Source organism: Anaerophaga thermohalophila DSM 12881, from assembly GCF_000191885.1.
Classification (GTDB): Bacteria; Bacteroidota; Bacteroidia; order Bacteroidales; family Marinilabiliaceae; genus Anaerophaga; species Anaerophaga thermohalophila.
In genome coordinates this window covers 100,534-127,026 of record NZ_AEWI01000005.1, presented here as the reverse complement: position 1 = coordinate 127,026, position 26,493 = coordinate 100,534, and the positions used below count along the sequence as shown (strand labels likewise).

Here is a 26,493-nt window from a genome sequence, read left to right as displayed (position 1 = left end):
AAATCGATAACATTATTCAAACAGGTTGAGTCTCTCTTCCGTAAACTGGTAAGGCACAGGGTCTTCTTTAAGTTTTGGATTTTGAACCATTTCCGATTCGGGATATGGCAATAAGAGCGATTCGACAGTAGCTGTTGCAACCTGCTGAGCCGTATTCAAATCGCCGGGCACATATTTCCCTGATGACTCGTCCCATTCATAGGCAACTGCCCTGTTCTGCTCATTATTCATATAGTTAAGTACCTCCTGTTGACGATAATACGAACGTCTTACCAGGTCGTACCAGTACTGGCCTTCCATGGCAAGCTCTATTCTTCTCTCGTAACGAATATCTTCATAGGTAATCTCATCCTTTGAAGGCATTCCGGCACGCTCCCGCACTTTATTAAAATATTCCAAAGCCGTTGCATTTGTAGTTGAGGCATCATTGCCCAGAATAGCTTCGGCATAAAGCAGGTAAACCTCTGCCAGTCGCAACATTTTTGTAGTCAGCCCCGAATTCATTCTTGCCACAACACCGTCCGTATCCTTTGATGAACCGACAACACCTTTTTTCACATTGCAGCGATCGGTTTCTTCATAAAGATATCCGCCGGCTGCTTTGTTGATATCGGGATATTCGGCACCATAGGTGGCAAAAGTGGTATAAAGACGAATATCTTCGTCGGGAGCATATTCACGGATCATATCCCACGAAGCAAAAGTATAATAGCCCCAGGCGGCATCGTCGCCGGTAATTTCGGAATTCCAGGCAAAATACGCCTGTTGGGTATTGATAATTCCATATTCGTTGGTTCCGCCAACCCATTGCAAAGAAAAGAGGTCTTCGGGACTATTATTCCCTGCCAGAGAAAACAGCTCGTAATAATCTTCATGAAGTTCCAGACCACTCTCTTCACACACTTTTTGGGCTGCTTTACGGGCCATCTCAAGATATTCAGGATCACGAACCCCGCCGTTCCGGTCATCAATGTTATACAATCCGGCATAGGAAAGGTAGACCCTCGCTAACATCCCATAAGCGCTCCACTTAGTCAATCGCCCCTTACGTTCAGGCGTTTCGGGAAGATATTTTGCTGCAAATTCAAGATCACGGATGGCAAACTCGAAAACATCGTTACGCGGATTCGTCGGCACAATAGGATTATTCACCAGAGCAACATTATCCGTTATAATAGGCACATCTCCCCAGAGGGATGTAAGGTACCAGTATGCAGTGCCCCGCATAAAACGGGCTTCAGCAATAGCTGCATTCTTTGCCTCTTCACTGATATCTTCAGCTGAATTGTCTCTGATATTATTAATGGTATTATTGCTTTGTCCAACAACATTATACAACGATTGCCAGGCCGACACAAGCGGTCCGGTCAGAGATGTCTCGGTAAAGTTTGTAAACGGATAAATATAATCCGAATAAGGCGCAAAAAGATTGTTGGAACGTCCGTCGCCCAGCCCGTAATAGAATTTATCATTAAAATCGAACCAAACCTTACTGTAAAGAGGGGCTGTGGCTACCTTCATGTCGCTTTCACTCGCAAAGAAGTTTTCCAGTAATAATCTGTCTTCAGGTTCAATATTGAGAAAGTCATCGTTACAGGAAGTAATGTTCACTGCAACAATGGCTGATAATATCAAAAATATCTTGTTAATTTTCATTGTCAACAATGTTTAAAAGTTTAAAAACTCAGATTTACACCAAAAGTGTAAATCCTTGGCGATGGGTAACGAGCATTGTCAATACCGCTCATCAAAGCATCCTGTTGATAGGAACCAACTTCAGGATCGTATCCGGAATATTCCGTAAAAGTGTAGACATTTTGCAACTTGGCATACACTCTTACGTTATTCATAAACAAGTTCTGCAACCATCTGGATGGAAGCGTGTAACTCAACGAAATATTTTGTATTCTCAGGAACGATCCGTCTTCGATGAAACGGTCGCTCATCCTGTTGTTGGCATTCGATGACGACGCCGACATACGTGGCATCATGGGATCACCGCCTGTAACATGCATATTCCTGAAATCTACCGGTCCATCGGGGTCAATTTTTTCAACGCGTGCATAATTGAGGGCCGAAGTCAGAAGGTTATGGTTCTCCCTCGGGTTTTCCAACCATCGTTTCTGGTAATTCAGCACATCATTTCCATAGACTCCGTTTAAGTATATGGACAAATCAAATCCTTTATATGAGAATGTATTTCCAATACCATAGGTAAATTTGGGTTCAGGATTACCGATAAACTGTCTGTCTTCATCATTAATCACTCCGTCACCGTTCCTGTCATCGAAAATATAATCGCCAATCCATACTCCGGATTCGGAAATTTCCAACCCTTCAGGTATAGGAACCGGCTTAACATTACCCTCTGAATCTTTATAGTAAAAATCAGTAGCTTCATCGAACCGCCCAATCACCTTGTAACCAAAAAATTGTCCAATAGGTTGGTCAACAGCTGTCCGCGTAACAATGGTAACATCAGATCCTTCCTGAATGGATTTATCTAGTGTACTATATTCTGTATCAAGTTCTACAACTTTACTCCTGTTAAGAGAAAAAACCAGATTTGTTCGCCAAAGAAAATTGCCCCTGTCCACGTTAACAGTATTCAGTGTCAGCTCGATCCCTTTGTTTTCGAGTGATCCTACGTTTGCCCACGGAGGAGAGGTTGAGCCTTGCCCTTCTGTCCCCAGATAGGCAGGCAAGGGGACCTCAAGCAATAAGTCTTTAGTTTTCTTGTAATAAACATCACCGATAAACTCAATCCGGTTTCGGAACAAGTTAAGGTCAACTCCGATATTACTTGAATTGGTTGACTCCCACTGAAGCTCAGGATTGGCCATATTACCACTCAGCAGTCCTGTACCCCAAACGGTGGTAACAGATTGCATGGTAGATGTATATGGATAATCGAAGCTGACATTCTGGTTACCGACCATTCCCCATCCGAATCGGAGCTTGAGATTATTTATTACAGGATGATCTCTGAGGAAAGATTCATTGGAGATTTTCCATGCCAGTGCAGCTGATGGGAACCATCCCCACCGGTTATCTTCTGCAAATTTCGAACTACCGTCGTATCGGAGAGTTGCTGTCAGAAGATAGCGATCATTAAAGGAATAGAAAGCTCTGCCGAAATAAGAGGCAATGGCATTCCCACCGCTTGATCCGTTGGCCCTTGCTGTATTACCATCACCTAAATTCAGATCATGTCCGACATTACTGACAAAACCGGCACGATAACCATACAGATATTCCCAGTGCGACTTCTGCATCTCCTGTCCAAGCATGAAATTCAAATTATGAACATCGGAAAAAGTCCGGTTAAATGTCAGTATGTTTCGCCAGGACCAGAATTTACTATACGATTTTGCCCTTTCTGACTCTACTACTTCATTGGTAATGGCTCCAAACTGGTAAGACGGATTAAAAAGATAGGTATTATTAACACCCAAATCGCTTGAGAACTCAGTCTTCAGACTTAACCCTTCAATGGGCATTACTTCAGCAAAAACATTGCTTCGGATACCTGTCTTTTCATTGCTGTTTTCGCGAAGCATAGCCAAACCAACAGGATTGGTTTGCACATACATATCGGTGTCAGGTCCGTCAAAAGAGCCATCGGCATTGCGAACAGCTACATTAGGTGTTTGCTTCATTGCCGTTTTAATAAGAGAGGCATCCTCAACAGTCACCTGCTGCTCAGAGTTACTTAAGGCAAAATTGACACCCATTTTTAGCCAATCGTTAACTTCGGAATCAAAATTTCCGCGTAAACTAAGTCGCTCAAAGCCAGAACCAATGGCAATACCTTCCTGGTCAAGATACCCGGCTCCGAGAGCATACGTGGTCTTTTCAGTTCCGCCTGTCAGAGAAAGGTTATGACTCTGCATGGAAGCCGCCTGAAAGAGTTCTTCCTGCCAGTCGGTTCCTTCTCCCAACAAATCGGCCCTGACAAAATAATCATCGGCTTCAACAATACCGGCATCAGTCCGGTCATTTTTATGCTGTGCATATTGTCTCAGGTTGAGCAAATCCAATTTTGTAGGCATTTCCTGCACGCCGTAATAACCGTCATAAGTAATGCGCGACTTGCCAGCTTCGCCCTGCCTGGTAGTAATAATAATAACCCCATTGGCAGCCCTTGCACCATAAATCGCGGTTGCAGACGCATCTTTCAATACGTCCATGGAAACAATGTCGTTCGGGTTAATAGACGCGAGGGCATTTTCCGTGCTTGACCCGGTAGAACCATCAATAATAACCCCGTCGACTACAAAAATAGGTTCATTAGACGCGTTCAAAGAGTTAATACCCCTGATGCGAATAGAAGAACTACCACCAGGTGTACCGGAATTCTGCTGAATCTGTACACCGGCAGCTCTTCCCTGTAAAGCCTGATCGATGGAAGTTGGCACCGACTGCCGGATGGCATCTTCCGAAACCGAAACCACCGAACCGGTCAGGTCACTCCGTTTCATTTGACCATAACCAACGACGACCACTTCATCAAGCGTCTGCACATCCTCCTGTAGGGTTATATTAATAGTCGTCCGGTTGTTTACAGGGATAACCTGCGACTCAAAACCAATAAAATTAAACCGTAATTCTGCATCTCCGGGTACCTCAATTGTATAATTACCATCTATGTCGGTAATTGTACCCTCCGTAGTTCCTACCACGACAATGTTGACGCCGGGTAAAGGACCGCCATCACTGTCTGTGACTTTTCCCGTCACCGTCACCTGCTGTTGCGACATCGCAACAAAGGAAACCGATAAAAATAAGAACAATCCGAAAACTGTCCTCCTTAATGAAGATTCCGTTTTTCTCATTTGAAGTGATTTTTATAATTAGGAAATTCAATTTTTATAAAACTCATAATTTGTTGTTTTACAACTCCGAAGCTATTTGTTCTGTGCTGTTCCGTAATCAATTTTAAATTTTTTTTACCTTTTACATTTGTGAAACAAAAATTTCTACCCGGGAGAAAGTGTAAATTTTTATACTGTGAAGATTTATGTATTTTTTATACTTTTTTTAACAACACTAATATAACCCCTCTCCCCTTCAGGCGAGGTGTATTTTTTTAAAAAAATGGAGTAAATTTCTGCAAATAACTGTAAGTGAAAATTTAAAAAATTGAGCGGTTTTGATGAATTACTCAAATCTGATGACCAATGAGTATTTTTTATTCTTTACATTAATTAAGACAAACCTTGTCATGCCCGTTTCATCACTATAAATATTTTTTCTTTATACGGGCAAACTGTAGTGTTGCAGGGAGTTGGGGGGAAAAAGCTAAAACGTAAAGACGTATGTTGTGTTTATAATTCACACTACTGGCTACTGACTAAAAACTACTGACTAAATTACTTATATCTAAAAATCTATTAAAACAATCTTTGCCATGCACATTTCATAAATTTTCTATTACGAGGCTCAACTATGATGTTCCTTTATATATTCGGTAGGTTTTTGCCCAAAATGTTTTGAAAAGCATTTGCTGAAATATTTAGGATCCGAAAATCCTACCATGAAACTCACCTCCGATACAGATAGTTTATCCTGACGAAAAATCTGGGCAGCTTTCTTTATTCGCATGGAGCGAATAAATTCAACCAACGAAAGCCCGGTTAAAGATTTTACTTTTTTAAGGATTATGGAATGACTCATGTTCATCTCGTCTACCAGAACGGAGACATCAAAAGCCGGATCACCCAGGTTTTTTTCCGTAACTTCCATCAGTCGCTTAAGAAATTTCTCATCCACCGGCGTAATAATTTCTTCGGAAGGTTCAAGCGACAATTTACGGGAGAATCCGGCTCTGAAAGCATCCCGCGAAGCCAGCAGAGAATCTACCTGAGCTCGTAAAATGTCGACGTTAAAAGGTTTCGTAAGATAACTATCAGCCCCTGTTTGTAACCCTTTTAGCATATCATCTTCACCCGACTTAGCAGTAAGCATAATTACAGGAATGTGACTGGTTTCAAGTTTTGATTTAAGACTTTTGGTCAATTCTATTCCCGAAACACCGGGCAACATTATGTCACATACAATAATATCAGGATTTGATGACGGAAGCTTCTCCATGGCAATTTTCCCGTCGTGAAAAACAATAACATTAAACTTCCGGCCAAACACAGCTGAAAGCCATGAAGCCAATTCAACATCATCTTCAACCAGGCAAATGGTTCTCTTATTTTCATTACCGGCATCGGCCTCTTTAATCGTCTCTTCCACCCGGGTAAAACCTTTCTTAAATGAAACGTCTTTTTCATTCATTCCGCCTCCGGAAGTGGTATTATCCGCATCCGTTTGCCGGGGCCCCGTATTCGCATCCCAGGGCAGGTAAATTTCGAAGCAACATCCTTTGTGAGGTCTGTTATAAACCTTTACATGTCCTTCATTCAGTTCTATAAATTCTTTAACGATAGACAGGCCAATCCCTGAACCTGCGTGATGTTCCTGCCCTTCAACGTTTACCTGCTCAAAGCGATCAAAAACGTGGGACAACATGCTTTCCGGAATACCAGGACCTGTATCGCAAACCCTGATCACAACTTCACCGTTTTGATGCTCGTTTCCCTTTCTGTTTTTTTCTATATTCAAGGTGACTTGTCCACCCGAAGGCGTAAATTTAAATGCATTTGACAAAAGGTTATAGATGGAGGTAGACACCATTTTTTCATCTGCAACAATATAAAGATCTTCCTCACCCTCAATATTCGTTTCAATTCCTTTCTGCACAGCCAGTGAATCAAAAGCAAAAAGAGTATCCCTGCATAGTTCATTCAAATTAAACCTGACTGGATGCACATTTATATGGCCGGTATCAATTTTCCGGAACTCCAGTAACTGATCCACCATATTAAGCAGTCGTTTAACATTACGATGCATAACCGATAGCATTTCATGCAGACCGGGAGAAATATCTTTACGTTTGAGTATTTCCTGCAAAGGAGCATAAATAAGTGTTAAGGGCGTCCTGATCTCATGAGAGATATTGGTAAAGAACTTCATCTTGGCATCGTTTAACTCCTTGTCTTTTTTGTGCTCCAGACTCTCAATTATCAGATTATTCTTCTCTTTGACGCCGATTAATGAATACTTGCGGAAAGTAATCAACAGAAAAACCAGCAAAGAAAAATAGAACAAATAGGCCAGGTGCGTCCTCCAGAATGGAGGATTCACAGTGATGGAGATACTTGCTATCGAATCGGACCAGGAACCGTCATAATTAGTGGCCCTGACTTCAAAAACATAGTCGCCTTCATGTAAATTGGTATAAGTTGCCCGCCGGTTTTCACTGGAAGTTTCTTGCCAATTGTCATTAAACCCTTTCAACCGGTAGGCATACTTCAATTTGTCCGGGTTTGAAAAATGAAGTGCCGAAAACTCAAAAGTCACCTCGTTATTGCTGTGCGACAAGGTAAGATGATCGGTGTAACTGATATAATCCTTCAGAATAATTTTTCCGTTTACTGTATCTCCGGGATAAACCGGCTGATTATGTAAACGCAGACCTGTCAACTGGACTTTCGAAGGAAAAGGATTGGCCATCAGACTATCCGGATGAAACACCGTAACACCTTCAACTCCGCCAAAATACATTATTCCTGTTTTGCCGTCTACGAAAGATGCATTGATATGAAATTCTCCGGAAGGCAATCCATCGTTTACTCCATAATTAGTGAATGTCTCTGTTTCGGGATCAAACCTGGAAATTCCTTTATTCGTGCCCATCCACAGATTGCCATTGGCATCTTCTTCAATAAAGAGAACAAGACCACCGGCAAGCCCGTCTTTTTCGGAATATGATTTAAAAGAGAGCGTTCCTTGTAATGCCGACTGGGTCAGTCCCGCATTATTCCCGGGAATGGCTCTGTTTAAACCGCTTCCCGTGGCAATCCAGATATTCCCGTCTCTGTCTTCATGAATGTCGTATATATCATTATAACTTATGCTGTTCAAATTGTTTGCATCGTTACGGTAACTCACAAATTCTCCTTTTCTGGTTACCACGCTATCCAGCCGGCAAACGTTGACACCACTTCCCTTTGTTCCTACCCAGAGCAAATCGTTGGAGTCCTGAAACAGCGAAAGAATTTTATCACTGCTCAGACCCAGAGAGTTGGCCATGGTTCCGTAATAACTCTCAATAGTGTCATTTTCCTGATCTACATATCCCAGCCCCCGTCCCCAGGTTCCATACCAAATCCTGCCGTCACTATCCTGCAAAAGAGAAAACACAAATCCGTTGACTACATAACTATGAAATCCGCTTTTCTCACTGTATACAGTCAGACTGTTGGTGGCAGATCCAATCCAAAGATCATCATCCCTGTCAACCAAAAGCGACATTACTTCCCGTGTACTTTGCCGGTTCCCTATCTGAACGCGCGGGAGATTATACAACCGCCTTACTTCTCCGTAATTATGTTCAAATACATCAATTCCTTCAGCAGCCGTACCGACCCAAATACGATCATTATTGCCGGCAAGCGCTGTAACCAGATTATCACTTAAACCATCACCATATTCCAGCCCCGGGCGTATAATTTTAAAGCTTCGGGTGTATAAATCTGTATATGTCAACCCCTTGCTCTCTGTTCCAACCCATAAAATACCGGTTCTGTCGATCATCAGAGAATTAATTAAATCATCGGAAAGTGAAGTTTCCACAGAAAACCGGTTGGTGTATTGTTCAATAATTTTTTCATCTCTGATACGAAACAACCCCGCACCCCGCGTCCCGGCCCATATATTATTTTCATGGTCAACAACCAAATCTTCGACCCAGTTAACCGGCAACCGTCTACCCTCCGGCGCCGATGTATCGAAACGAACAAGTCGGGTTTCAGTACTGTCACCTATAAAAGACAGCTTAAACAGTCCGTCATAAGAGCCGGCCCAGATATTTCCTTTTCCATCCTTCCTGAGGGAGGTGAAAACCGTTACATCAAATGTTTCAGGAGAAACAGATGTAAACAGATTCTTACTGATATTATAAGTAAAAAGTCCTTCTTCGCAACCTGCCAGTAAAAGTCCTTTTCTGATCTCAATAATCGAAGCAATGGAAATGTTCTTTCTGTCGGGATCGAGGATTTTTCCATCTATATCATGATACAATGCGTTTTCAGAAACATTCCGCACCATATTTCGTTCCCCGTCTTTATCAACCTGGAACAATAATAATCCTTCCGATGTTCCTGCCCATAAATTATTCAAACTGTCTAAAACAATGCTCTGCACAAGATCATCATACGTAAGATTATTAAATCGCGTTATATGCCCGGTGGAAAAATCCATCCGGTTGACACCGCCACTTCTGGTTCCAATCCAAAGAAATTCATTGTTCTCGTTTTCCAGGCAGATAATTTCATTATTGGACAGACTGTTCGGATCATTCTGGTCATATTTATAGGTGATAAACTCATACCCGTCGTACCTGTTCAGCCCGTCCTTTGTCCCTATCCAGATGAAACCTTTATGATCCTGCAACATACAATATACCGATGCCTGGGAAAGACCGGCATCGACGGGTACATTTCGAAATGAAATCCCGGAAAAGGAGGCAGTTGCCATCTCCGGAAGAAAAGGAAAGAGAATAATTCCCGTAATAATACGGAACAAAATGTGCCGTAAATCCATTCTGATAAATTGCTTCAAAATATAAACCTTACCAAATTAGTATTCTTTTTGTACTCCCACAAATCAGGAGTAGCAAAGAAATCGTCTAATACACCTGAGCCCGGTCTAAAAAGCCTTTTGACCCCTAAATCCCCTAAAGGGGACTTTTTCAAACTGCTGATTTTTAGCAGTTCCCCTTTAGGGGTCACGGGTAAAAATGGTAAAAAATCAGCAGTTTGAAGTCTTTTTATACTGCACTCACACCTGCAAAAATTTGCTCAATATGCGTGTCCGCCAAGAAAGTGACGATTGCAAAGCTTTAGAACATCTCATATCTAATAATCTGCGATCACGATTTATTTTGTAATTTTTCTACAAAGATTAAAAAAATATTTAAATAATGCAATCGATTGCGTAATCAGAGAAAGAATGCTTAACTTTGAACACTGAATCACAGAAACCGTGCACAAAAAAGAAACAACCATATACGACATAGCCGCGGCCCTCAATGTTTCGGCAGCAACCGTCAGCCGGGCGTTAAAAGACCATCCGGCAATCAGCAAAAAGACCCGTGATAAAATCAGAGAGAAAGCGAATGAAATGGGGTATCAGACAAACGCTCTGGCAAGTAGCTTACGTACGAGCAAAAGTCATACCTTGGGCGTCATAGTTCCCCGCCTGAACAGCAATTTCATGTCAACAGTACTCGCCGGGATGGAAAAAGCCGCATCAGATGCCGGATATCACCTTATTATAATGCAGTCTTTCGAATCGGAAATTAAAGAAAAAGAAAATGCGCAAATTCTTTTCAATCATCGTGTCGACGGGTTGATGGTATCCACTACCGACACATCTCCCGAACCAACCCATTTTAAACCATTTTTCGCTAAAAATATTCCGGTTGTGTTTTTTGACAGAATCCCGGAAAAATACAGCCAACACAACTGTGTTACAATCGACAACAAAGAAGCAGGCTATCAGGCAACCAGACATCTGCTGAATAACGGAAAAACAAGAATTTTACATATCACAGGTAATACAGGCATACAGGTCTATAAGCAGCGACTTGAAGGCTATAAAGAAGCCTTGTCGGAAGCGAACAGATCATTCGACCCCCAGATGGTATGGCAGACAAACCTAAGTGTTGAAGACGGCAAAGTATGCGCGAAAAGAATAATGACAATGAAACCATTTCCCGATGCAATTTTTGTAGCCAATGACACCTGTGCCATCACCATTATGCATTATCTGCAAAAAAATGGGATTAAAATACCCGAACAGATTGAAATCACCGGTTTTAACAACGACCCTTTTTCTGAATTTTCCAAACCATCCCTTACTACCATCGATTATCCGGGTGAAGAAACGGGAATCAAAACCGTTAATCTTATGATTGAAAAACTCAATACTAAACATGTTGAGCCAAAAGGAAAGCAAATTGTTCTTAAATTCGGTTTACGCATCAGGGAATCGACAAACCGAAAACCGGTAAAATAACAATTTTAACTGAAACGAGCATGGCAAGGGATACTACAATAAGAATAGGAATAAATCCCACATGCGGGTTCTGTCAGACCAATAACTTAAATATATTTATTATAGAGTGTAGTCTAAAAAGCCTTTTGACCCCTAAATCCCCTAAAGGGGACTTTTTCAAACTGCTGATTTTTAGCAGTTCCCCTTTATGGGTCAGGGGTAAAAATGGTAAAGATCAGCAGTTTGAAGGCTTTTTATACTGCACTCATTATACAGAAAAACAAAAACGATTAATCATGATGCAACAAAAGAAAACAGCTATTGTAACGGGAGGAACTACCGGGCTTGGTAAAGCCATTACCAAAGCTTTTACCGATGCCGGAATTTTTACAATCATTATCGATCTTAACAAGGAAAATCTGGAAACGGCCAAAGCGGAATTTGGAGACAAATGCGGTTATGAATTGTTCGACCTTACCAATTTGAAAGAACTTCCCAATCTGGTTGACACTCTGGAAAAGAGATATGGTAAACTCAATATCCTGGTGAATAATGCCGGTATCCACCTGAAAAAATTTGCCCTGGAGACCTCGGATGAAGAATTTCAGAAAGTAATACAAACAAACCAGAATGTTGTTTTTGCGCTTTCCAGGGAAGTTGCAAAAAAAATGATCGACAATGGAGGCGGTTCTATCCTTAACATTAGCTCAATGGCGGCACAATACGGCATGCCGCAAGTAATTGCCTACACGGCTGCCAAAACCGCTGTTGAAGGCATGACCCGTGCACTGACTGTTGAGTGGGCACCTAAAGGGATCCGTGTCAATGCCATTGCACCGGGATTTATCTATTCCAAAATGTCGGCAAACGCTTTGGATAACGACCCTGAAAGGAAGCAAAAAGTCTTTTCCAGAACACCCATGGGACGAATGGGCAATCCCGAAGAAGTTGCTTCAGCAGCTCTATTCCTTGTCTCTGATGCAGCGAGCTACATTACAGGAGTTGTTCTGCCTGTTGATGGCGGCAATTCCATTGGATTTTGATTTTTAATGATTTTGGCAGGTCAACAAAAACAACAATCATGAAAATAACAGATGCTAAAGTAATAGTATGTTCACCCGGACGAAACTTCGTCACCCTTAAAATATATACCGATGAAGGCATTTACGGATTAGGAGATGCCACCCTTAACGGGAGGGAACTTGCCGTAGCCAAATACCTTGAAGAATACTGTATCCCGGCTTTAACAGGCCGGGATCCGGCCAACATTGAAGACATCTGGCACTATTTCTATCGTGGGGTATACTGGAAACGCGGAGCCGTTACCATGACAGCCATATCGGCCATTGATATGGCCCTGTGGGACATTAAGGGAAAAGTTCTGAATACTCCGCTTTATAACCTGCTGGGAGGAAAAAGCCGTAACCGGGTGCTGGTATATGCCCATGCCAATGGTGTGGACCTCGACCACGCTTTGGAAAGTGTCGCCAGCGAACTGGACAATGGTTTCAAGGCCATCAGGGTGCAATCGGGCATTCCAGGACTGGACCACACTTACGGAGTCGCCAAAAAAGGTGAGAAATATGAACCGGCAGGAAAAGGCCTCCCAAAAGAAGATTACTGGGATACACACAAATATCTTAACTGGGTACCTAAACTGTTTAGCAAAGTCAGAGAACACTTCGGAGAGGGGTTGCTTCTGTTGCATGATGTTCACCACAGACTAACACCCATAGAAGCAGGACGATTAGGGAAAGAGTTGGAACCTTTCCATCTTTATTGGATGGAAGATGCTGTGACGGGAGAACTTCAGGAAGGACTTCGTTTGGTACGCCAGCATACAACCACCCCGATTGCCATTGGTGAAGTTTTTAATTCGGTATATGACTATACCACACTTATCTCGGAACAATTGATAGATTTTGTGCGAATGCCCATCGTGCATGGTGGAGGAATTACTCATTTACAAAAAGTAGCCGCTTTTGCCTCTATCTACCATGTACAAACCGGATTTCATGGTGCAACCGACCTTTCTCCCATAAATATGGCTGCAGCTCTTCACTTCGATTATGCCATCAACAATTTCGGGATTCAGGAATACATGCCCCATGAAGAAATTGTCAATGAAGTGTTTAAGACCAATTACCACTTCAAAGATGGCTACATGTATATTGACGACACACCCGGAATTGGTGTGGATATAGATGAAAAAGCAGCCGAAAAATTTCCTTATAGCAGGGCCAGCTTACCTGTAAACAGAAAAACAGACGGAACCCTGTTTTACTGGTAAAAAAACGGCCATGGAATATGGATTTTCCACTTTTGCTGTGATTGCAACGACTGGCATTTATTTTTTATACTACCGGGGATCAATTATCAGAAAATAAAAAGATTTATGCGAAACCAAACAGCTACTACAACGTAAATCATAAATCATCGCATCAGTTTTTCAGCCAATGAGTTTTTCTCAGATAGCATTGTTATTTCCGGTTTTTGTAACCCTTATTTGGTTTATATCATTCCTTTTCAGCAGGATATCACTTCGAAATCCACGATTTATAATGGCATTATTCATGGGATGCGCATTGCTCACCTTCTTGTCGGGAATCGGGATATATGGTGGCGCCATGGAAACTTACCGGATTGTATATCCTTATGTATTTTTCACAACATTGGTATTGTTCCCGCTATTCTATATATACATTCTGCAAATTGTCAATCCCGAAAAAATTTCACCAAAACTATTGCGACATTTAATCCCCGGGATATTATTGGTCTTTACCAGTTTCACCCTGTACGTGATAATGATGAATAAAGCGGAACAGCTTTTCTATATTCAGGAATTTCTTTTGTCATCCAATCCGCCCGCCGATGCACATTGGAAATTTCATTTTATGAAGAAAACAGACCGGCTCGCCAAGCTGCTGTACATCTTTTTCTCCGTTATTTACTATATACTCACCCTCCGTTTGGTCAACAGGCACCAAAAAAGAATTGAAGACTACTATTCATCCCTGAAAGGTGTCTCACTGAGCTGGGTAAAAGTCATCTCCGTTGTTTTTGTTCTTGCCCTGTTCTCGGGTATCTCAGTACATTGGTTTCCCCGTCTGAATGTATTAAACAGTCCTTTCCTTTCATCCGTTCCATTCATTTTACTTGGAACTTTCTTCGCGATGGTGGGCAATTACAGTAATCGTCAGGCCATTATAATATTTCCTTCGGAAAAGGTGGATGAGAGTGAAACAGAAGGTGTCTCTCTAAAGAAAGAAATCCCCACAGAAGAGATTGACCGCAAAATTGAAACTGAAACAATTGAAACTGAAACACCCGAAATTCCACCAGAACTCAAAGAAAAGCTGGAGAACTATATACGGGAATATCGTCCCTTCCTTAATCCCGAATTAAAAATCTGGGACATTGCCCGCGACCTGAATACAAACCGCACTTACATTTCCAGATTAATCAATCATATCTACGGACAAAGGTTTTCGACTTTTATCAATTTTTATCGCATAGAGGAATCAAAAAGACTTATGACCGACCCCGGAACACAAAACTATTCATTAACCGTTCTGGCCAGCATGTCCGGATTTCTGAATTATTCGTCTTTTGTCAGAGCTTTTAAAACATTTGAAAATATAACACCTAACGAATTTCGTCAATCAATACCCGACGCTCACCAATAATTTCTCCCCTTTTTTACCTTTTCAAAGACCGTTTTACCTTTTGCAAGAACGGAAATGCAACACCCTCGTATAATTCATCAATCCCTTTATCCAGGGACTTTTGATGATTTATAAACTCATTTTACCTGTCAACAATGAAAGAACTTTTACCACTCCTCAGTTTTCTTGTAATACTGAATTTTGGCATTTCATACACCAATGCCCAAAGCTACGAAACCACGGTCATGACCGGAGAAACTTATTCAACCGCATCATATGTTGGTTATTATCACGGTCACAGGGCAAATCTTTACAAAGCCAAAGATGGTACTTTTCACATGGCTGTCGTTGACAACTATGAACTAAAGTATTTAACCAGTTCTGATAACGGACAAACGTGGACAGAACAGTCAGTAGCTACGGAATACGATGGTAAAGTTTCCGATGTAATGATCAAAGGCGATGTTAATGGCAATATTTTTCTTGTGGTAAGCATTAATCCGGCATTTAATTATGGTGCAGCTGTTTCGGGTAGTAGTCAGTATTTTTGGAGAAATATTTATGTATTCCATAACTTAACTGGCAGCTGGGTAAAAGAACCGGTTTCAACCCCCTCAGCATCTGCCTATGGAAATAAAATAATCCGTGACTTATTGATTTCCAATGACGGCACTGTGCATCTGATAACAATTTACTACGGTTGGGGAGATTATGGCGGAAAAGCCTGGGAATTCCGACGAGACCCAAATTCCGGAGCATGGTCAACAATTACCATTGCAAATTATAATGACACATCGGTTGATCATGGAATGGGATTCTTTCCCGCCATTATACAAGAGGATGGTTCTATAGCAGGCATATACTGGCGCAATAAAGGAAGTGGTGAATTAGGTTACAGAACTTGCCCAGACGGTTCATGGGACTCGCCGGTAGTTATTTCACCGGCAGCACATAACCGTCAGGATATTTGCAGGCACCCCGATGGCAATCCACGCATCGTGTACACAACCAATGCTACTCCTCAGCAAATAATGTACAAATCTACCCTGGATAACAGTCCGGGAACGCCCATTTACACTCTTGAAGAAGGACAAATAGTAAATGCCGTTAAAATTCACGCCAATGGTTTTGGTAAAGAAACGGTTATCATTAACGTGGAAGATCAACGCACCATATATGCTGAAAAGTATCCTGAAGACGAAACATGGCCTGCCACCTTTCAGCAGGTTCCATTGACTGAAGAAGGTTATTGGCCTTCTACCGTTTCCGCCCCCAACGACACGCTGGTTAATTTTTCCTGCACCTATCTCGATTTTAACCCCGGCCCAGGCAATGGCCCGCATGGTCCAAATACACGATACTTTTTCAGTATACCCGACAAGCGGACTTTATCTCTTGAAGCATCTCCACAGGAAGGCGGAACAGTTTCAGGAGAAGGCGAATACATAGTTTTCAGTACGCAAACCATTGAAGCAACCCCCGAAACGGGCTACCAGTTTATTCAGTGGAGTGAAAACGGACAGTTTGTTTCGGCCAGTGCACAAACCGATATCGAGATGTTTGACCACCGAACCCTCACAGCCGAATTTCAGCCGGTCAAAGATCACACAATATCTCTTCTGGTGAACGAGCCTGTCCATGGAAATATTTCAGGTGCAGGAACCTATACTGACGGAGAAAGTGTTACAATCAGTGCAACTCCCGATGAAGGGTATCACTTTATCAACTGGACAGAAGGTGAAACAGAAGTCAGCACTTCTGCCGAATACACTTTTTCAGCAACCGAAGATAAAGTCCTGACAGCCAATTTCGAAATCAATCAATACACCCTGACCACCGAAGCCAATAATACACTTTACGGTTTAACTACAGGCGATGGTATTTATGACTATGCCACTGAAGTCTCTGTTGAAGCATTTCCCGAAGGAGGATATGGTTTCTCTCACTGGGTGAGTAACAGCGATTCTGTTTCATCAGACAATCCTCTGATCTTCGATATGTTATGCGATACAACTTTAACAGCCATCTTCAAGGAACAATATGCCATCACAGCCACTACGGATCCTGTCGATGTTGGAACCGTTGAAGGAACGGGAGATTATCTTATCGGAGAAACCATAACCCTTACAGCCATTCCTGAAAACCTGTTTTCGTTCTCGCATTGGAGCGAAGATGGCATTACCATAAGCAACGAAGCCGAAATAACCTTTACGGTTGATGGTGCCAGGAACCTGACTGCTCATTTTGTTCCATGGTTTGCCGGGGGAACAGGAACATCAGAAGACCCGTTTCTCATTGAAACACCGGAACATTTAAACAATGTTCGGAACTTTCTTGAACAATCCGGTGTTCACTTTAAAATGATTGCAGACATTGACCTTGACGTTGCTCCCTACAATGAAGGCAATGGCTGGCTGCCTATCGGCGATGATTATTACAACTCGTTTAGAGGAACATTTGATGGAGACGGACATACCATATCTAACCTTTATATTAATCGCTCCATTATGAATGTTGGTCTTTTTGGTTTAGGGCAATATGCAACAATAGAAAATTTAAATCTTACCAATATTAATTTAACAGGATCACGACGCGTAGGTGGTATATTTGCTGCTCATTATTACGGAACTACCAGAAATTGTTCAGTTGAAGGAGTTATTAAAGCGGGAGATTATGGCGGTGGCATTGCAGGCAGAGACATGGGAACAGTCAGTCAATGCTACACAAATGTTGATGTAACAGGATCTTATGTTGGATCACTAATTGGATATAAAGACAATGGAACCGCAACCAACTGCTACGGAACCGGAACAATATCAACCACCTATCGTGGCGGAGGCTTAATTGGACACCTTAGTTCCAGCACTATAAATAACTGCTATTCTTTAACGCAGGTAAATGGTTCAGGAGGCTTGATAGGATACGTTTACTCATCTTATACAATTAACAACAGTTATTTCCCCGATAATGAACCCAACAATAATCTGGGAGAAGCCATTCCTGAAGATTTCCTCAGATGCTCCCAAACCTATGCCGAATGGGATTTCTCAACCATCTGGGACATTCAGCCCGACAAAAACAACGGTTATCCGTTCCTGCGCTGGCAAACGCCGGAAACCACTCCGGTTACTGACCTTACCGACTTTTCCATAGATCAGGACAACATGTCTCTATCCGTTGGAGAGACATATCAACTTTCAGCAACCTTTACACCCACAGATGCCACTCTTCAATGTCTCGACTGGAGTACAGATGATGAAAACATCGTAACAATAAATCCTACAGGTTTTATTGAAGTCGCTGGGCCGGGTACAGCCACGCTTTCAGCTTATCATTCGGGACTTGATGCAACCAAGAGCATTACGGTTACCAGTTATTATCAAGTTGATGTTTTGTCGGATCCCGATGCAGGTGGAACAGTTTCCGGAGCCGGACAATATGAAAACAATGCCTTGGTTTCTTTGTCTGCCACAGCAAACAGCGGCTATGATTTCACAGAATGGAGTGAAGGTGGTACAATCTTTTCATCAGATAATCCACTGACTTTCAACGCAACGGGCAATCACACCATCACCGCGCACTTTGTGCCGGTTCACAACATTATCATCCAAACCGCGAACGGCTCTGTTGAGGTAAGTAATGATGCCAGTGAAGTAATAGTACCCGATGATGAAGAAACCGGCAGCTACATTCTTCACGAAGGCCTGGTAATAAATCTGGAAGCTACACCCGATGCGGGCTATCATTTTCTTGAGTGGCAGGAAGAAGGCTCCGCTGTGAGCACTGATAATCCCTATTCAATAATTGTATCCGAAGACCGTACCCTGAACGCCGTATTTGAAATAAACGCTTATAATCTGAACTATAGTGCCGGTGAGAACGGTTCCATCAGCGGTGATACACCGCAAACTGTTGATCACGGTCAGGACGGGACAGAAGTTACAGCCGTTCCCGACGAAGGGTACCACTTTTGTGCAATGGAACGACGGGGTTACGTCTGCTGTCAGAACCGATTTAGGCGTCACTGGTGATATTAACGTTACTGCCGAATTTGCCATCAATTCATACAGCCTTTTCTACCTGGCAGGTGAGAATGGTTCCATCAGCGGCGATACACCGCAAACTGTTGAACACGGTCAGGACGGAACAGAAGTTACAGCCGTTCCCGACGAAGGGTACCACTTTTTGCAATGGAACGACGGGGTTACCACTGCCGCCAGAATCGACCCGGGTGTCACGAATGATATTAATGTGACAGCACAATTTGCCATTGACGAATGGGAAGTTGCATTTACAGTTACCCTGGACGGAACACCCGTCGAAAATGCTTTGATACAAATTGACGGAACCGGAGAAGAGTTATTAACAGACAACACGGGACTGGCATCAACAAGTCTACCGAATGGATCTTATCTGTATGATGTAGTCTTTGAAAGCCAGCTTATGGTTGATGATGCCGTCTTCAACGTTTCAGACAATAATGTTACAGAAATAATAGCACTTGAAGCCACGTCAGTGGGAACCGGGAAAACATCTACATTCACACTGTGGCCCAACCCGGTAACAGAAAAAATATGGATAAGAGGAAATATGCAGATCGAAAAAATTGATGTTTTCGACACAACAGGGAACCTGGTCTGCACAATAAACAAACCCGGAGAATCAGTGAATGTTTCACATTTGACATCCGGCCTGTACTTATTCAGAATAACAAATACTGACGGAGATATTTTAGTGAAACATATTATTAAAAAATAGGGAAGGAGAAGAATTAGTTTTTGGATGTCAGGGCTTCACAAATGTGAGGCCCTGACTTTTTTCAACCGGTTGATCCGGCTATTATGAATTATGTGCTATTCATAGCAGCCGCCAGGAAAAATAAAAATATGGAAACAACAACAAATTCGCTCTGCCACGGTTGGTATGCAGCGCACAGCAAAAATTTAACGAACTATTAATGAGTCCACTTAATGATAAAGCATTAAAATGTGATAATTTTGTCAGATTTTTGCTTAGTCAATACCAGGAACCTCATCTACTGGCCATTAACTGACCACTTCTGACTAATATTATATCTAAAAATCCCGGTTTATTATCATAAAAAGTAGCATCTTTCAAAATAAATATATAGATTTACAATGCATTAACGAATTAGTGCCCGTCTATAAAGTCGGGAAAGTTTCTTACTTATCATGTGTCTGTTAAGAAAGTGTCATTTACAAGGCTTGTGAAGTCAGAAAATATGGAGTTTACATTTTCGTAAATGAGTAATTTTCGGACAAGCGTAACACAGTAAATGGCACTTTATGGACAGAGACTACTTAGACAATTATTTATCCCTTTTTTATTAACCCTAAAATAAATTGTCATGTTAAAAATGATTGTGTCCGGAGCACTCGGACAAGATGCCGAAATCAGAGAAGTAGGCAAAAAGAAAGCAATTAATTTTGATGTTGCTGTTTCGATGGATTACAAAGACCAGCAAGGCAACAAGGTGGAACGCACCGAATGGGTGAAAGCCGTTATTTGGAAAAATGACGGCCAGAGCACAAAAGTTGCCGATTTCCTGAAAAAAGGAAGGAAAGTGCTGCTCGAAGGGGTGCCTTCAAGCGAAGGATTCAAAAGCAAAGATGGAGACATTAAATCTGCATTGAATCTGAATGTGAAGGATCTCGAATTTTTGAGCTGATCCATCTGTTCAAAGGTTGTCAGTTGTATTACACAATATTGTAAAGCTGTCTCTTTCGGGACAGCTTTTTATTTTTGTTTGGAAGTAATCAATTTCACCAGCGAAAACAGAATATACAGCAAAATTGTTACAGCAATTCCGCCTACACCTGTCAAAATAACAAAAACCAGCCCGGTCAGAAGTAAAAAGTATCCGGGAAAATTCTCCCTGATACCAAAGGTCTTAAATTTCAGCGAAAACATGGGAATTTCACTGACCAGCAAAAAACAAAAAATAACCAGTAAAGGCACCACCACATAAACCGAGGAAAGCACTGTCCATATACCACCGCGGGTAAAAATGAAATGGATCAAAGACACAGAAAACATACCCGTTGCCGTGGTGGTAAGTCCAAGAAAAGATTCTGTCTGACGCGTATCTATATTAAATTTTGCAAGCCGCAAAGCTGAAAAAACAACCAAAATAAGAGGAAACAAAATAAGTACCTGCCCGGCCATATTCAACTGCCAGAAATCGATCTTCCAGCTTTCTGCAAAACCATAGTGTAACAAACTCATATAGGAAGCAGCCGGGGCCAGGCCAAAACTAATCAAATCGGCCAGCGAATCCAGCTCTTTCCCTATTTCGCTATATGCTTTCAGAAACCGGGCTGCAAAACCGTCAGAGAAATCGAACACCGCAGCAATGAGAACTGCCCATGCAGTTAGATCAGGTCGTCCCTGTAAAGCAAAGAATACACCTGTTGCACCAAAAAATAAATTCAGACTTGTCAGCGCATTCGGAACATGTCTTAAAATTTTCATCCGCATAAAATTTATTTATTAAGGTCTGATGGAACTCGCATGCAAGAACTTATACATGTTCTGTTGTGGAAAATCTATTTATGTTCATTTCATCTTAAATCTTATATCTAAAAATCTGATAATCTATTAAGGCAATCTTTGTCATGCTCGTTTCATGAATAATTTGCCTTATTATCCGGAAAAATCCGGTTTTGATTTTTATTTAATTTTAACAGGAACAAAAGTAAACTTTTTCCAGAAATCAACGTTTTTGACTCGGAACAACTTTGCAACCCATTCGGCATTTCCCCGTAATAAATGAGTGCGGTATAAAAAGCATATTTTTGTTAAAATCAAGGCGTTTTAAAATTTTGTACCGGAGTTAACTCATTGTTAATGAGGATTCAAAAATTTAAAACAACACTGAGTTTGGCAACAAAGATGCTTTTTAGACCGGGCTCATAAATAAAAAAGAGCTCAAAACCCACTATTGAAGCAAACAAATAAAAATTTAAGATATGATTCTAAAATGGACAGAAGATCTCTCCGTAGGTCATGAAACATTAGACAAAGAACACCAAAAATGGATTTCCCTGCTAAACGATTTTTATCAGGGACTAATGGATGGCAAATCAAAAGAAAAGCTCACCGAGCTCGTCGTTGGCATGCTCGATTACACAAAGTATCATTTCGCCGATGAGGAGCGATATATGAAATCAATCGGTTACCCCGACTTTGATGCCCATAAAGAAAAACACGACTACTATGTAAATAGGATTACGGAATTTTATGAAAAAATTAAAAATGACCGATTGATTCTCTCGCTCGAAGTGACCAATTTCCTGAAAACCTGGCTCATAAATCACATAAAGGGGACCGATCAGCAGTATGCAAGGTTTGCCAACAATATATAACCCAAATTCCTGCAAGCAAGCGGTCGTTTTGCCCTGCAAACAGAGCCGAACGGAGCCATTCCCCTCAACGATTAAGAAAATAATAACTGAGTGCAGTATAAAAAGCATATTTTTGTCAAAATCAAGGCGTTTTAAATTTTTGTTTCGGAGTTAACTTGTTGTTAATGAGGATGCAAAAATTTAAAACAACAACGCGTTTGGCAACAAAGATGCTTTTTAGACTGGGCTCATAACTTTAAAACGTCAACAAAAACCCGGTAACAATGATCGTAAAATGGAGTACTGATTATCAGGTTAATAATATCGAGATCGACAAAGAACATCAAAGTCTGTTCGATATACTTAACGACTTTTATAAGGGAATTCAGGATGGGTCGTCGAAAGAAAAACTGGCCCGTCTCATCGAAGGACTGCTAGAATATGCTCAAATCCATTTCACACATGAAGAAGAGTACATGCAGTCTGTCAACTTTCCAGGACTTGATGCCCACAAAAAGGAGCATGAAGCATTTATGAAAAAGACCAATAAATTTTATGAAAAATACACATCCGGTAAGTTGCTCCTTTCGCTGGAAGTCACTAACTTCATTAAAGAGTGGATCACACATCACATAAAAAACGAAGATAAAAAGTATGCCGTTTTTGCCCAAAAATAAAAAAACAGTCAAAAAGTTTGATTTTATCCGAAAACAACCTACTTTTGCATTGAATTGTAAGTAATAACAAAAAACAAACATGAACTTTTCAGTACAACATTATGCTCATCATCATTTTTACCTCTTGTAGCGAGGGTGGGCTGAATGTACTATGCAAAAATATTTTGTAAAAAGGCTTACCTCGATGGTAAGCTTTTTTTTTTGACACAGACACATGATTCGATATAGACAGACAGGAAATCAATGAAACGAGCATGACAAAGATTGTCACAAAAGAAGATGTATAAAATTAATCATGCGAGTTCCATCAGACCAATAACTCAGACTAATTTTATACGGATAAACTGAAAAAATTGAACCTCAGAAAAACCAATTCAATGAATACAATACTACGAATTGCACTGCAAAAGAAAGGAAGATTGTTTGAAGACAGCCGCGACCTGCTGAAAGAAGCCGGAATTATGTTCAACCTTGGTAACGGAAGACTGATTGCTTCAGCCTCCAAATTCCCTATGGAAGTATTGTTCCTGCGTGATGACGACATTCCGCAGACAGTCTCCGACGGCGTAGCAGACATAGGAATTGTGGGAGAAAATGAGCTTGAGGAGAAAGGTTTCGAGCTTAGAACTGTCAAAAAACTGGGATTCAGTAAATGTCGTCTTTCACTGGCCATTCCGAAAGAAATTGAATACACGGGACTTTCATGGTTCAAACAAAAAAAAATAGCCACGTCCTATCCCAAAATACTGCAACGATTCTTCGATGAAAAAAACATCAATGCCGAAATCCATGAAATTGCAGGATCGGTAGAGATTGCGCCGGGTATTGGACTGGCCGATGCCATTTTCGACATTGTAAGCTCAGGGAGTACCCTGGTGGCCAATCACCTGAAAGAAGTAGAAAAAGTAATGGATTCCGAAGCAGTATTGGTCGCCTCAGATAATCTTTCCCCGGAAAAAGAAGCCATTCTCGGGCAGATGATTTTCCGTATCAATGCAGTGATGGCTTCAAATTCGAACAAATATATTCTTTTGAACGCTCCAAACGATAAAGTTGACAAAATTGTTGATATTTTACCGGGAATGAAAAGTCCAACAGTACTGCCACTGGCAGAAAAAGGATGGTCAAGCGTTCATTCTGTCATTAAAGAAGACCATTTTTGGGAAGTTATCGGTCAGCTCAAAGAAAACGGGGCACAAGGTATTCTCATTGTTCCAATTGAAAAAATGATACTTTAATCCAACCGATGAAACGAGACCCGATTAGCCGGAATCGTGTTATATCGGGCCTTAAAAATCAAATTTTATACCCATGAACACTTTCAGATTTCCTGCACGCACGGAATGGGAAAAACTAACAACCCGGGCAGTTGACAACCAACAGGATGTAATGGAAAAAGTGCGGCCGATCCTTAATGCCGTTAAAACCCACAAAGACAAAGCTGTCAGAGATTTGACAACCAAATTCGACGGTATTTCATTAAGCTCCTTTCAGGTATCTGAAGAAGAGATCAGGAAAGGATGTCTTGATGTTGACAGCAAACTGAAAGGAGCCATCAACAGTGCCATAATCAACATCAGGAAATTTCACGAAAGCCAGAAACAACCGGTTCGGAAAATAGAAACTTCCCCCGGTGTGATTTGCTGGCAACGCAGCACTCCCATAGAAAAGGTAGGTCTTTATATTCCGGGAGGAACAGCGCCATTGTTTTCAACGGTATTAATGCTGGCGATCCCTGCCGCAATAGCCGGATGCAAAGAAATTGTGCTTTGTACGCCTCCGGGGAAAGACGGAAAAATACATCCTGCCATAATTTTGGCTGCACACCTAACGGGTGTTACACGAATTTTTAAAGTTGGAGGCGCCCAGGCAATCGCTGCTATGGCATACGGAACAGAAACCATCCCAAAAGTTGATAAGATTTTCGGCCCTGGGAACAGCTATGTAACAGCAGCCAAACAACTGGTCACCCTCGATGGTATCGCCATAGACCTTCCGGCCGGACCATCCGAAGTGGAAGTAATGGCCGACGAAAGCGCCAATCCTGACTTTGTGGCATCAGACCTTCTTTCACAAGCCGAGCATGGACCCGACAGCCAAGCTATCCTGGTGACAAATTCTGCTGAGTTGGCAGAAGAAGTAAAAGAAAAGCTGGATGAACAACTGGCACTTCTTCCTCGCACTGCAACGATAAAAAAAGCGCTTGGGAACAGTCGAATTATTTTGCTGAAAACCATCCACGATATGGTTTCTTTTACGAATCTTTATGCGCCCGAACATCTTATTCTGGCAGTACGCAACCCTGAGGATACCGCTAAAGAAATTGTCAATGCCGGCTCCGTTTTTCTTGGACATTACACCCCTGAAAGTGCTGGAGATTATGCATCGGGTACAAACCATACCCTGCCCACTTACGGTTATGCAAAAGTATACAGTGGTGTCAATCTTGACAGCTTCTGCAAAAAAATAACCTTCCAGGAAATTTCCAAAAAGGGACTAAAACGACTGGGGCCGGTCATTGAAACAATGGCTGAAGCTGAACAGCTTGAAGCTCATAAAATGGCAGTAATGCTTAGGCTTAAGAATCTGTGATCTATTAGTACAAGTTATTATTAAACACGTTTAGCAAAATGCAAAGTTTAAACCGGCTTTTACGTCCGAACATAAGAGACCTTAAGCCCTATTCTTCGGCACGGGATGAATATAGTGGCGAGGCTGCCGTTTTTCTGGATGCCAACGAAAATCCTTTCAATGCACCCTACAATCGCTATCCCGATCCATACCAGCGAAAACTGAAAAAACGGATTGCAGAAATAAAGAACATATCACCCGAAAACATATTCCTGGGAAACGGAAGTGATGAAGCCATTGATATTGCCATTCGTGCATTCTGCGAACCCGGAATCGATAACATTGTGTCTATATCACCAACCTACGGGATGTATCAGGTGGCAGCCGACATCAATAATGTAGAAGTAAAGAAAGTACTTCTTACCCCCGATTTTCAGTTGGATGTCAGTGCCATCCTAAACAATATCGACGAAAACACAAAAATTATATTCCTTTGCTCGCCAAACAACCCAACCGGCAACTGTTTCCGCAAAGAAGATGTACGAGATATAATAAATCACTTCCAGGGCATCGTCATTATCGATGAAGCATACATTGATTTTGCCCCGGAAAAAAGCTGGTTACCCGAGTTAATAAATTATCCAAACCTGATAATATTCCAAACCTTTTCAAAAGCATGGGGAATGGCCGGAATAAGACTGGGAATGGCTTTTGCTGAAAAATCAATAATAAACGTGTTTAGTAAAATAAAATACCCCTACAATGTAAACAATCTGACTCAGGAAAAAGCGCTTGAGTTATTAAACAAAAGTCAAAGCATGCAAAAGTGGGTAGAAGAGCTTTTATCTGAAAAACAGAACCTGATTGCACAACTAAAGAAGATGCCTATTGTTCAAAAAATATATCCATCCGATGCCAATTTTATATTAATAAAGACCGATGCTCCGAAAAAAATATATAATTTTCTGGTTGAAAATAAAATCATAATCCGCGACCGCTCCAAAGTCGTATTGTGCGAAGGATGTTTGCGAATAACTATAGGTGCCCCGGAAGAAAACAGGAAACTGATAGAGACACTGAAACAAATTGATCTTTAAACAATAACAC

The 26,493-nt window shown here is 41.5% G+C and carries 16 protein-coding genes and 2 pseudogenes; 14 read left to right on the top strand and 4 right to left on the bottom strand.

Features of this window, described 5'->3' with window-relative positions; genetic code table 11:
• Nucleotides 1-12: 12 nt before the first annotated feature.
• From ATH1_RS0102580 to ATH1_RS0102570, 3 genes are all read right to left on the bottom strand, one after another.
• Entirely contained in the window at nt 13-1,656 is a 1,644-nt protein-coding gene (locus tag ATH1_RS0102580; RefSeq protein WP_010417120.1) for a RagB/SusD family nutrient uptake outer membrane protein, read from the bottom strand.
• 20 nt (nt 1,657-1,676) lie between these two features.
• Nucleotides 1,677-4,835, bottom strand: a complete 3,159-nt coding sequence (locus tag ATH1_RS0102575; protein WP_010417117.1) for a SusC/RagA family TonB-linked outer membrane protein — start codon at nt 4,833-4,835, stop codon at nt 1,677-1,679.
• A 607-nt stretch (nt 4,836-5,442) separates the two neighbouring features.
• Nucleotides 5,443-9,672, bottom strand: coding sequence for a hybrid sensor histidine kinase/response regulator transcription factor (locus tag ATH1_RS0102570; RefSeq protein ID WP_245531688.1), 4,230 nt, complete (start codon nt 9,670-9,672; stop codon nt 5,443-5,445).
• 30 nt (nt 9,673-9,702) lie between these two features.
• Here ATH1_RS0102570 and ATH1_RS22550 point away from each other — a divergent pair.
• The 9 genes and pseudogenes from ATH1_RS22550 to ATH1_RS0102525 all read left to right on the top strand — a co-directional run.
• Nucleotides 9,703-9,895: pseudogene (locus ATH1_RS22550) on the top strand (hypothetical protein); the annotation flags it as partial.
• 200 nt (nt 9,896-10,095) lie between these two features.
• Nucleotides 10,096-11,130, top strand: a complete 1,035-nt coding sequence (locus ATH1_RS0102560) for a LacI family DNA-binding transcriptional regulator (RefSeq protein WP_010417114.1) — start codon at nt 10,096-10,098, stop codon at nt 11,128-11,130.
• A gap of 44 nt (nt 11,131-11,174) precedes the next feature.
• A pseudogene (locus ATH1_RS22710) lies at nt 11,175-11,375 on the top strand (hypothetical protein); the annotation flags it as partial.
• 30 nt (nt 11,376-11,405) lie between these two features.
• A complete protein-coding gene (locus tag ATH1_RS0102555) occupies nt 11,406-12,152 on the top strand; it encodes an SDR family NAD(P)-dependent oxidoreductase (protein WP_029163923.1) in 747 nt (248 codons plus the stop codon).
• 38 nt (nt 12,153-12,190) lie between these two features.
• A complete protein-coding gene (gene manD / locus ATH1_RS0102550) occupies nt 12,191-13,399 on the top strand; it encodes a D-mannonate dehydratase ManD (protein ID WP_010417110.1) in 1,209 nt (402 codons plus the stop codon).
• A 271-nt stretch (nt 13,400-13,670) separates the two neighbouring features.
• Nucleotides 13,671-14,795: a helix-turn-helix domain-containing protein gene (locus ATH1_RS0102540; protein ID WP_245531687.1), complete on the top strand. Its 1,125-nt coding sequence runs from the start codon at nt 13,671-13,673 to the stop codon at nt 14,793-14,795.
• Nucleotides 14,796-14,929: 134 nt separating this feature from the next.
• Nucleotides 14,930-18,805 carry an InlB B-repeat-containing protein gene (locus tag ATH1_RS0102535; RefSeq protein WP_010417105.1) on the top strand — a complete coding sequence of 1,292 codons (3,876 nt, stop codon included), beginning with the start codon at nt 14,930-14,932 and terminating at the stop codon, nt 18,803-18,805.
• Entirely contained in the window at nt 18,747-19,532 is a 786-nt protein-coding gene (locus tag ATH1_RS0102530) for an InlB B-repeat-containing protein (protein ID WP_010417103.1), read from the top strand. Before ATH1_RS0102535 ends, ATH1_RS0102530 begins: the two co-directional genes overlap by 59 nt.
• A gap of 610 nt (nt 19,533-20,142) precedes the next feature.
• Complete coding sequence (locus ATH1_RS0102525) at nt 20,143-20,463, top strand: single-stranded DNA-binding protein (RefSeq protein ID WP_010417101.1); 321 nt, start codon at nt 20,143-20,145, stop codon at nt 20,461-20,463.
• 68 nt (nt 20,464-20,531) lie between these two features.
• On the opposite strand, the gene ATH1_RS0102520 is transcribed toward ATH1_RS0102525, so the two are convergent.
• The gene (locus ATH1_RS0102520) at nt 20,532-21,266 is read right to left on the bottom strand and encodes a CDP-alcohol phosphatidyltransferase family protein (RefSeq protein ID WP_052306294.1); all 735 of its coding nucleotides are present in this window, start codon (nt 21,264-21,266) and stop codon (nt 20,532-20,534) included.
• Between the two features lie 497 nt (nt 21,267-21,763).
• Here ATH1_RS0102520 and ATH1_RS0102510 point away from each other — a divergent pair, with 497 nt between their 5' ends.
• The 5 genes from ATH1_RS0102510 to hisC all read left to right on the top strand — a co-directional run bounded on the left by ATH1_RS0102510 (nt 21,764) and on the right by hisC (nt 26,483).
• Entirely contained in the window at nt 21,764-22,159 is a 396-nt protein-coding gene (locus ATH1_RS0102510; RefSeq protein WP_010417095.1) for a bacteriohemerythrin, read from the top strand.
• Between the two features lie 263 nt (nt 22,160-22,422).
• A complete protein-coding gene (locus tag ATH1_RS0102505; protein ID WP_010417093.1) occupies nt 22,423-22,815 on the top strand; it encodes a bacteriohemerythrin in 393 nt (130 codons plus the stop codon).
• 377 nt (nt 22,816-23,192) lie between these two features.
• Entirely contained in the window at nt 23,193-24,053 is an 861-nt protein-coding gene (gene hisG, locus ATH1_RS0102500) for an ATP phosphoribosyltransferase (protein ID WP_010417091.1), read from the top strand.
• 73 nt (nt 24,054-24,126) lie between these two features.
• Nucleotides 24,127-25,407 carry a histidinol dehydrogenase gene (gene hisD, locus ATH1_RS0102495; protein ID WP_010417090.1) on the top strand — a complete coding sequence of 427 codons (1,281 nt, stop codon included), beginning with the start codon at nt 24,127-24,129 and terminating at the stop codon, nt 25,405-25,407.
• 38 nt (nt 25,408-25,445) lie between these two features.
• Nucleotides 25,446-26,483 carry a histidinol-phosphate transaminase gene (gene hisC / locus ATH1_RS0102490; protein WP_010417088.1) on the top strand — a complete coding sequence of 346 codons (1,038 nt, stop codon included), beginning with the start codon at nt 25,446-25,448 and terminating at the stop codon, nt 26,481-26,483.
• The last annotated feature ends 10 nt before the right edge of the window (nt 26,484-26,493 follow it).